This window comes from Haloferax larsenii (genome assembly GCF_024730625.1).
Taxonomy (GTDB): Archaea; Halobacteriota; Halobacteria; order Halobacteriales; family Haloferacaceae; genus Haloferax; species Haloferax larsenii.
Map to the genome: position 1 here is coordinate 230,446 of NZ_CP078065.1, position 14,534 is coordinate 244,979.

The 14,534-nt window shown below is 64.7% G+C and carries 14 protein-coding genes; all 14 read right to left on the reverse strand.

The window, feature by feature from the left end:
* Nucleotides 1–32: 32 nt before the first annotated feature.
* The 14 genes from KU306_RS18505 to KU306_RS18570 all read right to left on the reverse strand — a co-directional run bounded on the left by KU306_RS18505 (nt 33) and on the right by KU306_RS18570 (nt 14,253).
* Entirely contained in the window at nt 33–1,247 is a 1,215-nt protein-coding gene (locus KU306_RS18505) for a hypothetical protein (protein WP_258303713.1), read from the reverse strand.
* 126 nt (nt 1,248–1,373) lie between these two features.
* Entirely contained in the window at nt 1,374–2,021 is a 648-nt protein-coding gene (gene mobA / locus KU306_RS18510) for a molybdenum cofactor guanylyltransferase (protein WP_258303714.1), read from the reverse strand.
* Nucleotides 2,018–2,524, reverse strand: a complete 507-nt coding sequence (locus tag KU306_RS18515; protein ID WP_007541425.1) for a molybdopterin-dependent oxidoreductase — start codon at nt 2,522–2,524, stop codon at nt 2,018–2,020. Before KU306_RS18515 ends, mobA begins: the two co-directional genes overlap by 4 nt.
* Before the next feature lie 8 nt (nt 2,525–2,532).
* Nucleotides 2,533–3,813 (reverse strand): P-loop NTPase, encoded by a 1,281-nt coding sequence (locus KU306_RS18520; protein ID WP_007541426.1) that lies wholly within the window; start codon nt 3,811–3,813, stop codon nt 2,533–2,535.
* A gap of 47 nt (nt 3,814–3,860) precedes the next feature.
* Complete coding sequence (locus KU306_RS18525) at nt 3,861–4,691, reverse strand: HEAT repeat domain-containing protein (protein ID WP_007541427.1); 831 nt, start codon at nt 4,689–4,691, stop codon at nt 3,861–3,863.
* On the reverse strand, nt 4,688–5,587 hold the full coding sequence (locus KU306_RS18530) for a DUF8068 family protein (protein WP_007541430.1): 900 nt from the start codon (nt 5,585–5,587) through the stop codon (nt 4,688–4,690). Before KU306_RS18530 ends, KU306_RS18525 begins: the two co-directional genes overlap by 4 nt.
* Complete coding sequence (locus KU306_RS18535; RefSeq protein WP_258303715.1) at nt 5,584–6,321, reverse strand: molecular chaperone TorD family protein; 738 nt, start codon at nt 6,319–6,321, stop codon at nt 5,584–5,586. Before KU306_RS18535 ends, KU306_RS18530 begins: the two co-directional genes overlap by 4 nt.
* Before the next feature lie 10 nt (nt 6,322–6,331).
* Nucleotides 6,332–7,156: an ethylbenzene dehydrogenase-related protein gene (locus KU306_RS18540; RefSeq protein WP_258303716.1), complete on the reverse strand. Its 825-nt coding sequence runs from the start codon at nt 7,154–7,156 to the stop codon at nt 6,332–6,334.
* Between the two features lie 167 nt (nt 7,157–7,323).
* The gene (narH, locus tag KU306_RS18545; RefSeq protein ID WP_007541436.1) at nt 7,324–8,388 is read right to left on the reverse strand and encodes a nitrate reductase subunit beta; all 1,065 of its coding nucleotides are present in this window, start codon (nt 8,386–8,388) and stop codon (nt 7,324–7,326) included.
* Nucleotides 8,388–11,333 carry a nitrate reductase subunit alpha gene (gene narG / locus KU306_RS18550; RefSeq protein ID WP_258303717.1) on the reverse strand — a complete coding sequence of 982 codons (2,946 nt, stop codon included), beginning with the start codon at nt 11,331–11,333 and terminating at the stop codon, nt 8,388–8,390. The genes narH and narG overlap by 1 nt, the downstream gene beginning before the upstream one ends.
* Nucleotides 11,330–11,542, reverse strand: a complete 213-nt coding sequence (locus KU306_RS18555; protein WP_007541439.1) for a DUF8120 family protein — start codon at nt 11,540–11,542, stop codon at nt 11,330–11,332. The genes narG and KU306_RS18555 overlap by 4 nt, the downstream gene beginning before the upstream one ends.
* Nucleotides 11,535–13,016 carry a cytochrome b gene (locus KU306_RS18560; protein WP_258303718.1) on the reverse strand — a complete coding sequence of 494 codons (1,482 nt, stop codon included), beginning with the start codon at nt 13,014–13,016 and terminating at the stop codon, nt 11,535–11,537. Before KU306_RS18560 ends, KU306_RS18555 begins: the two co-directional genes overlap by 8 nt.
* Entirely contained in the window at nt 13,016–13,678 is a 663-nt protein-coding gene (locus KU306_RS18565) for a QcrA and Rieske domain-containing protein (RefSeq protein ID WP_258303719.1), read from the reverse strand. Before KU306_RS18565 ends, KU306_RS18560 begins: the two co-directional genes overlap by 1 nt.
* Complete coding sequence (locus tag KU306_RS18570; protein ID WP_007541445.1) at nt 13,678–14,253, reverse strand: hypothetical protein; 576 nt, start codon at nt 14,251–14,253, stop codon at nt 13,678–13,680. Before KU306_RS18570 ends, KU306_RS18565 begins: the two co-directional genes overlap by 1 nt.
* Between the last annotated feature and the right edge of the window lie 281 nt (nt 14,254–14,534).

Consider the following 14,534-nt stretch of genomic DNA (forward strand, 5'->3'; position numbering starts at 1 on the left):
CTCCCTTCCTTCGGGTCACGTTGCGCCGCGTCTCACCCGGCACGGCGCGACCCGATTTCCACTAACAGACGCGAGAGCACGTAGCCGTAGCCGCCCGCACCGACGAGTGTGAAGACGTTTCCGAGCGTCACGATAGTCTGTTCGTTCAGCACCTGTCCGACCACGGCGACCCCGACGCCGACCGCAAGTGCTCCGATTACGGCACGAGTTGCTCGTTCGCTCGCACCGCGAAACCGCCCCGCAGACGGCGGAAAGAACTGCACGGCGAACCCGACGATGACGAGTCCGAGGAAGCCGAGCAGATTGAGGTCCCGGTGCGTCTGAATCGACCCGAGCGGGAACAGCGCGACGTCGAACAGCGACCCGACTGCCATCGTGAGTCCGATGGTGACGCCCGCGACGCCGCACATCGACCCGACGAGAATCGCTTCGGACCCAACCCGTCGTTTGTCTGCACGGAGATAGATACTGAGGTAGACCGCGGCAAATCCGACGAATGCGACCGACTCGGCGACCGCTCCGGCGACGAATGCCGGGCCACCGCCCAATCCGAACGCGACGAGGCCGGGGCCGACCGCACCGGCGACCAGCACGACGACGGTCGGGACTCTGGGTGCAGGCACACCCAGAAACCGCGGTGCGAGTCGGACACCGAGCGAGAAGACGAGGAGGACGACGAACCCCGCCGCGAGCAGGTGCGTGATTCGCGGGAGATACCCGTCGGTGAGTCCCGGAAGCGCCGACACTCGGGCGAGGAGTTCGTACGACCCGACTGCGAGGTACGCGAACGAAATCGGAATGAAGCGGTTGGCACGGCGGTCGACCCACTTGTGTGTTTTCCTGTGCGAACTCGTCCCCGTCTCGTCTCCGAACAGTGGCTCTCGAATCGACCACAGCAGCGCGGCGAGAAATGCGACGACGCCCGCAACCCAGAAGACTGCGCCAGCGACGCCGACAAACCGGGGCAGGTCGAAGAGCGTCCGTCCTGCGAGCAGTACCGTCCCGCCGAACGAGAACGCGAGGTGGACTGCCGGGACGCGGTCAGTCGCGAGGACGGTCCCGAAGTACGACGGCACGAGTAGGTAGGCCATCCCGAAGACGACGTGGAAGACGAAGCCGAACAGGGCCAATGTGACTTCGGCGCGGCGGGGTATGCCGACCACTGCGCCGAGTCGCCAGGCGACGAGAAACGCGGCGCTGAGGACGATAAATCGGCGTGACCAGCGACTTCGGCCTGCTCCCGTCATAGATATGTCTCGGCCGTGTTGGTCTCGTGAAAAGAGACGGCGGGCGTCGGTGTCGCGAGATTGGACATCGATGGCCGTCGATTGTGACCGACCCCAGCCGATTGGTCATCTGGAAGACGGATATCTTCACCGCCGAACATATTCACCGGTTGCGAGTCGCTGGCGGGCCGCTGCGAGTTCAGCACGCGTGTTTACGTTTACAGCCGACCGCAACACTCCGACGCCGTCAGGTGTTGATTCGGGGGGGACTGTTTCGACCGACAGCTCGGCGACGAGCGACCGCAGGCTGTGGCTGTCGGGGCGGCGCTCACAGTACGCTTCGAGCGCTGCCGTCTCGTAGACTGCGTGTAGCAACTGCGGGTGGCCGTCTTCGTCGAGCGGAACTGTCACGTCGGCGTCTGTGTCGGCGTGGCGGTCGCACAGCCACGAGACGGCGCGTGCAGACAGAAGCGGCATGTCGCACCCGCAGAGGAAGAGTGTGGGTGTCGTAACCGCTGGAACTGCTCCGCAGACGCCAGCCAGCGGTCCAGCACACCACTCGGCGTCCTCGACGTACCGGACTGAGTCTGAGAGCACGCCTTCGACGACCGGCCGCTTTTGGTCTCCTCCGGCAGCGACAACCGGCTTGCGTCCGGTGGCGTCTCGAACCGCCTCAGCGACGCGCTCGACGAGTGCTGACTCGCCGAGTGTCGCCGTCGCCTTCAGGCCGTCGCCGAATCGACTGCTCTGTCCGCCAGCGAGGACGACAGCCGTCGTCTCTCTACGCTGGGTCATCCGTACGATGCGTCGTCGAGCGACATGGATTCGAGGTCGCTCGGGTCCGCGTTCGGTTCCAGCGCGAGCGGTTCGATTTCGGCCACTCCCTTGACCGTCCGTGCCCCGTCGATTTTGCCACCGAGGAACCGCGTCGCGTAGGGTTTGTGCTCCGCGAGTGGCTCACCGTTCCGGGCGACTGCGACGATAGCATCGAGCGCGGCGACGATATCGACGCACACGGCGTACCCGTCGGTGCTCGTCACTCGCACGTGGGTCGTCTCGGGCGGCGTCTCGACGCGGTCGAGGAGGTCGGCGAGCAGGACGCCGGTCCACGTTCCCGTCGTGCGCGTCCCGGACGCACACTCGATGGTGCACTCGCGGTCGGTCGTCGGAAACGTCTCGAAGTCTTGGGGGCCGAGTGTGACCTGGTCGTCGTAGCCGACGATTTCGATGGCGAGTGCGTCTGCGTCCGCAGCGTCGGCCGAGGTCGAATCCGCGTCGGATGTCGTGTTGTGGGTCATTGCTCCTCTTACGGCCTCGTTGCTGTTAACACCCAGTCGTTCGGCGTCTGGCGCTCGACTTCGAATCCGGCTATCTCCTCGGGTCGACGGTCGGTGAGGCCGCCGAGGAAATCCCTGACTGGCGTCGGGTCGCGGTCGCTGACGAGGGTGAACGTCTCGCCGCTCTCCAGCGAGGTGAACCGCTCGGCGACGCGCTCGCGGCGCTTCTCCGGGGCTTCACCTCGAATATCGAGTGCGTCGTTCGGCACGTCGAGGTCCCACGCGGTGGCTGCGGCGTCGGCGACAGCGTCGGCGAGGTCCTCCATCTCGGGTGCGACGTCGCCGGGTGCTGGTGTCGCCTGGAACCGCGGCGAAAACGGTAGTTCGGCGAGGACGGGTGCGTCGAGGTGTTCTTCGTGCGAACTCCCCGGGAACATGTCGTGCGTGTCGCCACAGGAGGGGCAGGCGAACTGACCCATGTTGACGACCGCGCCGAGGACCGGAACGCCGTTGTCTCGGAACAGTTCGATGCTCCGAGCGGTGTCGTCGAGACTCGACTCGAAGGGCGTCGTCACGACTACGACACCGTCCACAGACACCTCTTGGAGCGTGGTCAAGACCACGTCCCCGGTCCCCGGTGGCAAGTCGACGACGAGCGTGTCGTCGGCCCGCCACGCGGTGGTTGTAAACAGCTCTGTCAGGGCGTCGTGCGCCATCGCACCGCGCCACGCGAGCGGTGCGCCGTCTTCCATCAGGCCGACGCTCATCACGTCGAGTGACGTCCCCGACTCGGTCGTCTTGACGGGAAGCGGGCTTCCCTCGTCGTCTGAGTGGATGGGTCCCGAAACGTCCAAGAGCGACGGAACATTTGGCCCGTGGATGTCGGCGTCGAACAGACCAGTCGGCCGGTCGGCCGCCAGCGCGCAGGCGAGCGCGGTCGAGACGGTCGATTTCCCGACGCCACCCTTCGCGCTGGCGACGGCGATGATGGTGTCGAACTCTGCGACCCCTTCGACTGCTCCGTCTGTGGAGGGTGAGACGGGTTCGACGTGGGCGCTCTCGACGGCCGGAACGTCCCGAACCGCCTGCACCATCGCGCGCATGATTCCGGTCGCGTTCTTGTGGTCGAACTCGGAGACCGCGGCTTCGACGGTGACGCTCGCGTCGTCTACGTCTATGGACTCGACTAATCCCGCCTCGAAGACGTTGACGCCGGCGTCCGGGTCGCGGACGGTTCTCAGTGCGGACTCGACGCGGTCTTCGAGTGGCGGGTCGTCAGAATCTGGGTTCGGGTGTCGATTGTTGGTCATGGGATGGTTGCTGTGGATTTGGTGTGGCTAGTATCGCGTGTCTGTCGTCACAGGTCCGGCGTCCGGTTGAGGTCGTCTTCGCCGGGGAGCGTCCGGTCGGATTCGTCAAGCACGCCGGCAAACTGCCGCCGGAAGCTTCCGGAATCGACCTCGCGGGCGCGAACGGCAGTCTCCCTGACGATGCTTTGCTCGTCGTCGGCTAACTCCGCCAGCGCCTCGTCTGCTCTCTCGTCTTCGATGCCGCCGAGGAGGTGGGCCGCCCACTCTCGAACGCGCTCGCTCGGGTCGTCTGCCGCATCGACGAGCACGGACAGCGCACCCTCGCCGCGACATTTGAACAGCGAGACGAGGGCGTTTCGGCGGGCGGCGTGGTGGTCGTCGTCGAGCGCGCGCTCGATTTCGTCTTCGTGTGCCTCTCTATCGAGTCGGTCGAGCGCGACGACGGCCTCCGCTCGGACCCACGGGTCGGGGTCGTCGGTCAATGCGCGTGCTGTCTCTGCCGCCAGTGAACCGCCGTGTTTGGCCAGCGCCTCGACGGCGAACTGCCGAACGTCGGCGTCTTCGTCGGTCGTCGCCGCGGCACTCAGGGCGCGCACGATTGTCTCGTCGCTGTCGCGCTCCGCGAGGGCCAGTGCCGCTCTGCGGCGCTCGACGACGTCGTCGCCGGCGAGCGTCTCGATGAGGTCTGCCACCTCGTCGTCTTCGACCGGCTCGGTGTCGCTGGCGCCGAGTTCGGCCAGCGACGCCTCGCCGATGGTTATGTCGCGGTCGACCTCGATGTCTTCGAGGCCGGCGGGATTCTCTCCGAATCCCGGACTGTGTTCTGGGTGCAGTTGCGGGTCTGGCGGTCCGTCTGTCGCTTCTTCTTCGTCTCTCATGCAATCTCACCTCGTGATTCGGTTGCGAGCAGTGCGACGGCGACGAGGACGCCCGCCGCGCTGAGGAGTGTTGCAGGGACACCCGCCACGAGGAGCAGCGCCGCGCCGAGAGCGCGGTCCACTCGTTCATCTCGGAGGCTGAACACGACGCCCGTGACGCCGCCACCGACTGCGAAGGCGACGAGTCCGAGCGGCGCGCCGACGACACCGCCGCCGACGAGCAGCACCGCGCCCGCAACGTACGGGAGACTCGTCGCCAACGCGAGCGTGACGAGTCCTGCCCCAACGCCAGCGCCGAGACTCGTCAGGTCCCAACCGGTCACGACGGGCGCGAGGCCGAGCGCGAGCAGCGTGAGGATGGTCCCCAGCGGGCGGAGCGTCGTGGGTGCAACGCCAACAGTCGCCGCCAGCGAGACGCCCACGCCGACAATCAGCAGGACCGTCGGTGTGACTCGTCTGATTTCGTCCCAGTCTTCTTCGGTCTTCAGTCGGGCCAGCCGACTCCAGACGACGACGCCCCCGCCGACAGCGATTCCGACGGCCGCCGGAATCCACGCGGTCGCAGACGCGAGCGAAATCAGGCCGAACCCACCGAGGAACGTCAGCCCGACTCGCTCACTGGCCGTCTCGGCGGTCGTCGCGAGCAGGAACCCCGCAAGTGCTGGGCCGAGGATGGCAAACGGGTACCAGAGCGCGACGAACTCGGGGACTCCTGCGGGAAGCCCTGCAGGCGTGTTGTGCGCGACTCGATACAGCGTCGTCGCGGCCACTGGGAGGAGTCCGAGCACGCCAGCGACCGCCCGCGTCGATTTTGGCGTGGCTCGTTCGACACGGTTCGCTGTCGCCGCGACGAGACCCGTCGGCTTCGCGGCGTCTTCGACTCGGCTGCCGCTCACGGGTCGCCACCTCCTTCGAATCGGTCGGCGAGGTCCTGTTGGTCGGCGGTGACGAACCGGTCGAGGAACGCGGCCAGTTCGCTGTAGAGACCGTCGACCGACAGTTCGGCCATCCGGTCTGCGAGACCCCCAGCGACGACGTGGAGATGTCGGTCGTGGAGGTCGAGTCGCGCGCGAGCGACATCCTCGGAACCCGAGGATTCGAGCCGCGCGAGGTAGCCCGCGAACTCCAGTTGATACGGGAGGTAGTCGTGGTTATCCCGCGCCGACTGGTCGATTTCGAGCCCGAAGTACTCGTACGCCCGGGCCAAATCGAGGTTTACGTCGTTCCACGCCGCCTCGGGTCGGTAAGACGTCTCGTACAGCGAGATTTGCGGGCCTTCGCTATTCAGCGAGCCGTCGGTTCGGTCGGTGTACTCCGCGTAGCCGACGGTGAACAGGTCGTTGAACCGCGCACAGAGTGTGTCGTGGTCCGCTTCGACCGTCAGGTCCGGCGGTGCGATGTCTAGGCCGGTCGCATCCAGCAGGTCGCGAACGGTCGCATCTACGTCGCCGGATTCGAGCTGAGCGTAGACCGACTCGTCGGGTTCGTCGAGGAGCGTCGCCAAGACTGTGTACACCCCGGCCCGCGCGACGGTCTGCTGGTCGATTCCTTGGGGGTCGAACTGCTCGTTAGCCACGGGCTGTGCGTCGGTTCCGGCCGCGTCGTCGTGTGAATCTGGTGTTGTCGTCATCGGTCTCTCCTCAGTTTTTCTGGACCGCTTTGACCGTCACCAGCGCGACGCCGACGATGGCGAGTCCGGCGATAGTCCACAGAATCGACTCGTACGGCGGTCCCTGCGGTCCGGGGCCGAACGGGAAGTGATACCACTCGCTGACGGACTTCCGCCCCGACCGCTCCATCTCCGAGCCGTTCCACACCGCGAACGCGACGTCCACGTTGTTTTCGACGGCGAACGGGGTTCGGTTCTCGGCGCTCGATTCGAGTTCGCGCGACATGACGACCGTCCAGCGGCCGTCGTCGTAGGTCGTCTCCGTCTCGACGGCCGACTCTTCGAACTTGGTCGTCGTTCCGGGGCCGCCAGCGAGGAGTTCCTCGGTCTTGCCGTCGGCGCTCCAGTACCAGACGTTCACGAGGTTGCGGTCGCTCCCCATCGAAATCGGGGGGCGCGCGCTGGTGTTGACCGGAACTTGCACGGCGAGCGCGTCGGCGAATCGCCGCGGTCCAGAGACGTTGCGGTCGGCGGTTCCGTCAGCCCACGAGAGCCGGAGGTACAGTCGCTTCTCGGTCCGGGCGGACTGGACGCGAATCGATTCGACGGAGGTCTCGCTGGCGTTCGGGACGCTACTGGGTGCACTGGCCATCGGGACGCCGACTGCCGGGACTGTGTCCCACGCCTCGCTGGTCGGGTCCTGTGGCTGTGCGTCGGCCGAAACCGACTCGACCGGAATCTGGTTGGCTGGCCGGGCCGACACCATCGCCGGACCGACCGATGCCGCGAGCAGCACGAAGCAGACGATGATAGTGGCTGCGGTCGCGGCTGTCCGCGTTCCACCTCGCTTACTCATCGTCAAACACCTCCAGAGCAAGCTCTGGCGAGCTTGACGATGCTTCGCTTTGCTCGCGGGCACAGCCCGCTCGCATTTTTGAGCCGCGAAGCGGCTCACCTTGCTCAGGCATCGTCAAACACCGCTGAGACAGGAGTCTCAGCGAGCTCGATGATTCGACGCTCCACTTACTCATCGTCAAACACCTCCAAACGGTACTTCCGGGCCGGATTCGTGTCGGTCAGCATATCGAGCAGTTCGCTTTCCCCACCGCGGTTGACTTTGTCGCGTTCCTTCTCGATGGTGTCGAGCGCGTCGTGAACTCGCTCGCCGAACAGCTCTTCGAGGTAGTTTCGCGGGATGCGCTCGACGTCTACCGACTCGCCGTCTTCAGAGTGCTGCGGCGGCGCGAACGGCGGGATGTAGTAGACGTTCGGCTGCGTCTGGTACTCCGGGTGCAGCGGCAGCGCAACCTCGTACTCGTTTACGAGCTTGTGAATCGGGCCTTCCTCGTCGTCGAGGAACCCGACGAGACGGAGTTGGGGCGGGCAGTCCTCCGCACAGGCCGGGGCGAACGTCTCGCCGTCCGGACCTTCTCCCTCGATGCGGGGGTAACAGAAGATGCACTTCTCGGAGGTCTTCTGCGTCGCGTTGTAGTACACCTTCTTGTAGGGACAGCCCTCGACGCAGTAGCGGTAGCCGCGGCAACGCTCCTGGTCGATGAGGACGATGCCGTCCTCTTCGCGCTTGTACATCGCCTTTCGCGGGCAGGCCTCCACACACGAGGGGTGCGTGCAGTGGTTGCAGATGCGCGGGAGGTAGAAGTAATACGAGTTGGGGTACTCGCCAGCGCCGCGGTCTTCGTCCCAGTTCGGCCCCCATTCGGGGTCGCTGTCGGGACGGAGCGGTTCGTCGCTGCCGTTGTACAGTATCTCCTCGTGGTTGAACTCCCACGCGTCGCCGTAGTCCTCTTGACTGGGTATCTCGCCGGGCTTGCGCTCGTTGTGCTCGCTGGACTTCCAGCCACCGCCCGAGTCTTCCCAATCGCGAGGGTAGCCCTTTCCGGGCTTGGTCTCGACGTTGTTCCAGTACATGTAGTCGCGACCGCCGCCTTCGGTCCACAGCGACTTGCACGCGACCGTACACGTCTGACAGCCGATACACTTGTTCAGGTCCATCACCATGGCGACCTGATGGTCGATTCCCTCCGCGAGGTCGACCTGTTCGGTCGTGGCGTCGTTGTCGGTGCTCATTAGTCGTCACCTCCGGCTTTCCGCACGTCGACTCGGACGTCGCTGTTGACGCCCGTCGGTCCCCAGTAGTTGGGGAAGAAGTGCAGGTGCTCGCCCGAATCTTCGGGGTACTGCACCAACTGCGTCGGTTTCATGTACATCGGCACGAGCGAGTTGAAGTTCGTGTCGTCCTCGAACTGGAACCGCTCCCACGCGAAGTACATTCGAGCCGTGCCGCGCTGGCTGCTCGGGTAGATTTTCGCCTGTAGCGTGACTTCCGCGAGGTCGTTGAACACCTCGACGGTGTCGCCGTCTTCGATACCGCGTTCTGCTGCGTCCTCGGGGTGGAGATACAACACTGGCTCACCGCGCTGGAGGCGGAGCAGTTTCTCGTTGTCCCGCCACGTGGAGTGAATCGACCACCGGCCGTGAGGCGTGTTGTACTCCATGGGGTAGTCGCCACCCGTGTTCTCCGGCCCCTCCTTGTGAGTCGGCAACTGCTCGCCGAGTTCGAGGAACCAGTCGTGGTCGATGTAGTACTGCTGTCTGCCCGTCGCGGTCGGCCACGGGTTCTTGTCTTGGACGAAGTCCTTCCACGGCGCGTAGGCCTCGCCGTCTTCGATATCTGAGGTCCAGTGGTCGCCCGCTTCGAGGAGTCGCTGGGGCTGTTCGACGGTGTCTGCGAACGTAATCTGGTCGTCGCTGTCGGCCGGGTTCGTCTCCTCGGAGTGTTCGAGGATGTACTCGCAGGCGGCGCGGTCCTCGGCGAGTGCGCCTTCCTCGTCGGTTTCCCAGTCGCGGACGAAGTCGTCGTAGATGGATTGCAGGTCGATTTCGCGGTCGAACTTCCTGTCCTGGATGGGTTCGACGCCGCGGTCGGTGGCGACTTCCTGAATCTTCGCGGCGAGTTCGCGGAAGATTTGCCAGTCGGTCTTCGACTCGCCCAGCGGTTCGACCGCGGGCGTGAAGGGATGCACGTAGGTGTGCATGTCCGTCATCGACAGGTCGTGTTTCTCGTAGTGGCTCGCCGTCGGCAACACGATGTCCGAGTACAGCGCCGTCGAGTCCATCCGGAAGTTGATGTCGACGACGAGGTCGAGTTTCGGCCAGAGTTGCTCTTCGACGGCGACGTTGCCCTTGGCCTGATTGAAGTAGTTGCCACGCCAGACGAACATCGTCGTCGGGTCGGGGCGAGAACCGTCGTCTCGCTCTTCTGGGTAGACAGGCATCCAGCCCTTGTCGATGGATTCCCGAATCTTGGCGGCGGTGTCGGGGTCGGTGTTGTCGAGGATGCCTGCGTGGTAGTAGGTCCACAGCGTCGTCGGCACGCCCCGGACCTTACCGGTCGGGAACGAGAGCGTCTTCCAGCCGTGGAACGTCCAAATCTTCTCTTGGCCGACGTAGTGGTCGAGGCCGGTTCCCTGCTCGCCGAGGTTGCCGGTGAGGGTGACGAGCAACTGGAGCGCGCGGTTCCCGAGGTCGTTGTGGTACCAGTCGTTGACGCCCTTCCCGTGGATAATCTTCGCCTTGTCTGCCTCGGCGAACTCGCGGGCGATTCGTTGGTAGGTCTCTTTGCCGACTTCGGTCACGTCGTGGACCGTCTCGGGGTCCCACGTCGCCAGTTCGTCTTTCAGTTCGGCCCAGACGGTCCGTACTTCGACGTTCCCGTCTTCGGTTCGAACCGTCGTCTCGGCGTCGAGTTGCGGGTCGAAGTCGAGTTCGATACTCTTCGAGTAGTCTTTCTGCCCGTCGCGCTCGCCGAGTGACCCCGGCGCTTCCCGCAGGCGTCCGTCCGAATCGAGCATGAGCATCATCCACTCGGGACGGTCCGCGCTGGAGTTGACGGACGGAACCTCGCTGGCCCGGAGGAACTTTCCGGTGTCCTGCCGGACTAAGAGGGGCATGTCGGTCTGCTCTTTGAGGTGTGCCTCGTCGTACAATTCCTCGTCGACGATGGTCTGTGCCATCCCGAGCGCGAGCGCCGTGTCGCTCCCGGAGTCGGGACTGAGCCACTCGTCTGTGTGGATGGCCGTCTGGGAGTAGTCGGTGAAGATGCCGACGCGCTTGGTCCCGTTGTACCCCGATTCGAGGAAGTACTTCGCGTCCGGGATGCGCGTGACGTTGATGTTCGACCCCCACGCGATAATGTAATCCGAGTTGTACCAGTCGGCGCTCTCGGCGTTGTCGGTCTGGGTGCCCCACGTGATTGGCTGTCCCGGCGGCAGGTCGGAGTACCAGTCGTAGAACGAGTGGCTGACGCCGCCGAGCAGGTTGACGAGACGAGAGCCGCTGGCGAACGACACCGGACTCATCGCCGGAATCGGCGTGAAGCCGCTGATGGCGTCGTATCGACCGGCCTGCACCTCGTCGACCACGTGTTCGGCAATCTCGGTGAGGGCTTCGTCCCACGAGATGCGCTTCCACTTGCCTTCGCCGCGCTCGCCGACGCGCTTGAGCGGGTGTTTGATGCGCTCGTCGGCGTTGACGTAGTCGGTGTAACACGCGCCTTTCTGACAGCCGCGGGGGTTCGGGTCCGGGAGGCTCTCGTCGAAGCGCGGGTAGTCGCCGGACTGCTCTTCGCGCCAGACTTGGCCGTTTTTGACGTAGACGTTCCACGAGCAACTGCCGGTGCAGTTGACGCTGTGGGTCGACCGAGAGACCGAGTCCCAGTCCCACTCGTCGCGGTAGAGGTCTTCCCACTCGCGGTACGGGTAGTTACCGATGGTGTCGTCGACCGGTTTCAGCCCGCCCATTTGGAACAGGCTGTCGTCGGACGCGGCCGAACTCCCGATACCGAGCAGCGACGCGATGCCGATGCCTTCGAGGAAGTTCCGCCGGGAGACGAGCCCATCGCTGGACGCCGGGTCGCCGGGTGGGTCGCCGACCTCGGGAGCGTCGTTCGCCTCTCTGTCTGCTGTCGATTCGCCTGCCGTCTCGCCGTCGTGGGATGCGTCGTTTCGACTCATTTCTCTATCTGAAGGAAGACTGTCGTCAGTGCCAGTGCCGCGCCGAGGAGCCCAACGGCTACTCCGAGGAGCGTGTCGCCGCCCATGTCGAGTCCGAGGGCGACGAGTCCCACGCCGAGGAGCTTGCTCACACGGTCGAGGTGTCGGTACGTCCGCGCCGAGAGCTCGATGCTGCGCGTCGCGGTCACGCCTGTCTCGGCGTCAGTCATCGTCGACCTCCTCGGGGTGTGGCTTCGCGTGCGTCTGTTCGTCGCGCTCGCCCAGCACTCGGTACACCACCAGCCCGGAGACGATGGGAACGAGGAACAACGCGACCGTCAGAATCGGGTTGATGACGCCCGTTCCGACGCCGAGGGCGCGTCCGAGCAGGTTGTTCATCCCCGCGATGGAGGCAATCATGATGAACTGGACGGCCGCGACGCCGACTGCCGTCTGCCACGGTCTGTCCAGTGGGTCTGCCGTGAAGTGGACCGACTCGTCGTGGTAGTCGACGAAGGGCCACACCGCGATGGCTCCGAACACCAGCGTCGGCAGCAGCACGCCGCCGACGAACTCGGTGGAGATGTGGATGTGAACGAACGGAATCGTGAAGCTCATCCACGATGGCAGGAGCTTCAGGAGACCGTAGACCCACATCAGGAACCAGTCCGGCATGATGAGTTCCGGCGTCCCTGCGGGGTTGTTCGGGCCGTACTCAGCGATGTTGTGAACCGGGAGGAACCCGGCCAGCGCCGAGAGCGTCGCCAGTGTCAGGAAGAAGACGACCGCGCTCACGGCCGTCTGGTTGGGGAACGCCGGAAGACCGACGACGACGCTGTCGTCGTCTTTCGGGAGGACGGATTCAGTACCACCGTCGGTCGTCGAGACGGCGGATTCGGTACCGCCGTCGCTCGCGGTGGCTCCCGCTTGCTGCCCTTCGGGGCTCGGTGTGAGGCCTCGAACGTCTTCGTCACGGGGTGCTTCGGTGTGCTTCTGGCGGATGAGTATCGCCATGTGTATCGCTAGCAACACCCCGATTGCGATGGGGATGACGAGGACGTGGATGAAGTACAACCTCGGAATGGTCGCACTCGACGGGAACTCCCCGCCGAAGAACGCCTTCCCGACGAGTCCACCGACGAGTGGTATCGAGGTTGCGAGGTTGTACCCGATTCCCGTCGCTGTCGCGGCGAACTCGTCGAACGGGAGGGCGTAGCCAGTGTAGGCTGCGCCCATCGAGAGTCCGGCGAGCGCGGTTCCGACGACCCAGTTCGGCTCGCGTGGGTTGCGATACGCCCCGGTGAAGAACACCCTGAGCATGTGCAACCCGATAGAGGCGACGAACAGGTGTGCCGCCCAGTGGTGCATCCGCCGGATGAACATCCCGAACGGGATGTCGTAGGTGATGTGCAGGACGCTGGCGAAGGCTTCCGGCACTTCTTCGCCCTGGAACTTCTCGACGCTTCCTTCGTACTTCACGTCGCTCGTGGATGGTTCGAAGAACATCCCGAGGAACATCCCCGTGAGAACGAGCAGTAGGAAGCAAAACAGCGCAACCTCGCCGAGGAGGAACGAGTCCTCCGCCGGGAACGCTTTGCCGAGGAACTGGCGGCCGGTGTCGAGGTCGAACCGGGTGTCCATCCAGTCGTAGGCGCGGCTCCCGGCGTCGGCGGTCTGGTCGGCGAGGCGGTCGATTCGGGACATCACTCACCCCCCGGGCCGACAGGCCCGTTGAAGTCACCGGTTGCGATGAGATACCCCTCGCTGGAGACGGTAATCGGGAGTTGCGGAAGCGCCCGCGACGGCGGCCCGCCGACGACCGCTGCACCGTCTGTCGAGTCGAACTTCCCGAAGTGACACGGACAGACGAGCGTCCCGTCTTCTTCGTCCGAAACCATGCACCCTGCGTGCGTACAGACCTTCGAGTAGGCCGTGTAGCCCGCGACCATGAACTCCTTTTTCACGGCGTCGCTGTAGGACCCCTCGGAGTGTCGTACGAGGAGCGTCGGCGCTTTCTCGATTCCCGGCCGTGGCTCGGGAAACACCGTCATCTTCTCGCCTTCCGCGAGGGCCGTCTCTTTGATTCGCTCCCCCTCGCCGTCGACGAGGTAGATGCCGTCTGAGTACACCGGCCCGGTGTACTCGCGTTCGAACACGCGCGTCAGCCCGGCTAACGGTGCTGTGAGGCTTGCGACCGCAGTCAGGCCGCCGACGCTGGCGAGAATTTTCGCGTAGTCGCGCCGAGCCAGCGACGCGCGGGTGTCGGTGAAGATACTCGGTCGATACTCGTCGTGCCCGTCGTCCGTACAGTCGGTACAACAGCTGTCACAGTCGCCGGATTCGGCTTCCAAATCTGTCGATTTCATCAGTGTCCCCTCCGTTCTGCGACTTCGACGTGGGGGAGGAACCACGCGTAGTACGAGACGGTAAGCAACGCCAGCGAGACGAACATCCCCATCGCGTAGACGCCGAAGTACTGCGTCCGCGCGAGGGTGAGATACTCGCCGGTGAACAACGCGGCGAAGACGATAGCGAGAATCGTCAGCCCGCCCATCGCTAGAATCCCCTCCATCGCGTCGGTGGCGTCGCGGTACTCGACGACCCAGCGGTCGTCGGTCCAGAACCACGGCAGGCCGACCTGTCCGCCGTCGGCGACTGCCGCGTCGTCGCGGTGGGTACGTCTCACTGCGGAGTCCATGAACCGATGGACCGCAGTCAGGACGGCGACGAGGCCGAACAGCGCGACCCAGACGATGACGCCGACCTGACTCGGTGCGAGTTTCTCCGGCGTATCGACGATTTCCTGGAGCGGCCGCATCTCGGTGACGCTCTGGTCGATTTCGATTTGCTCACTCGGCGGTTCGCCGTGCAACGCGACGTACCACATCGGCAGGAGCACGGCGACGACGAGGAGCAACACGACGATGGTCTCTCGTCTCACGGGTACTCACCCCGTCTCCTCCGCCGTCGGAAGTCGCTCCCGTCGGGTGTTTCCCCTCGGACACCACGTTCGATTGTCACCGGGCTGGAGTATGACATACTTCGACTCGTTCGAAGGTGACACGCGAGTCCGGTAACACCTCGACCATAAGGTGCGGGGTCTTTATATGGCTGATAGGTTCTTGCGACCCACCCGTTTCGGAGTGGGTGATCGACAGACAGCGGACTCGAATTCTCACCCGGAAAGAATGGGCAAAGCACTTTTTCGAACTGACAGCGAAT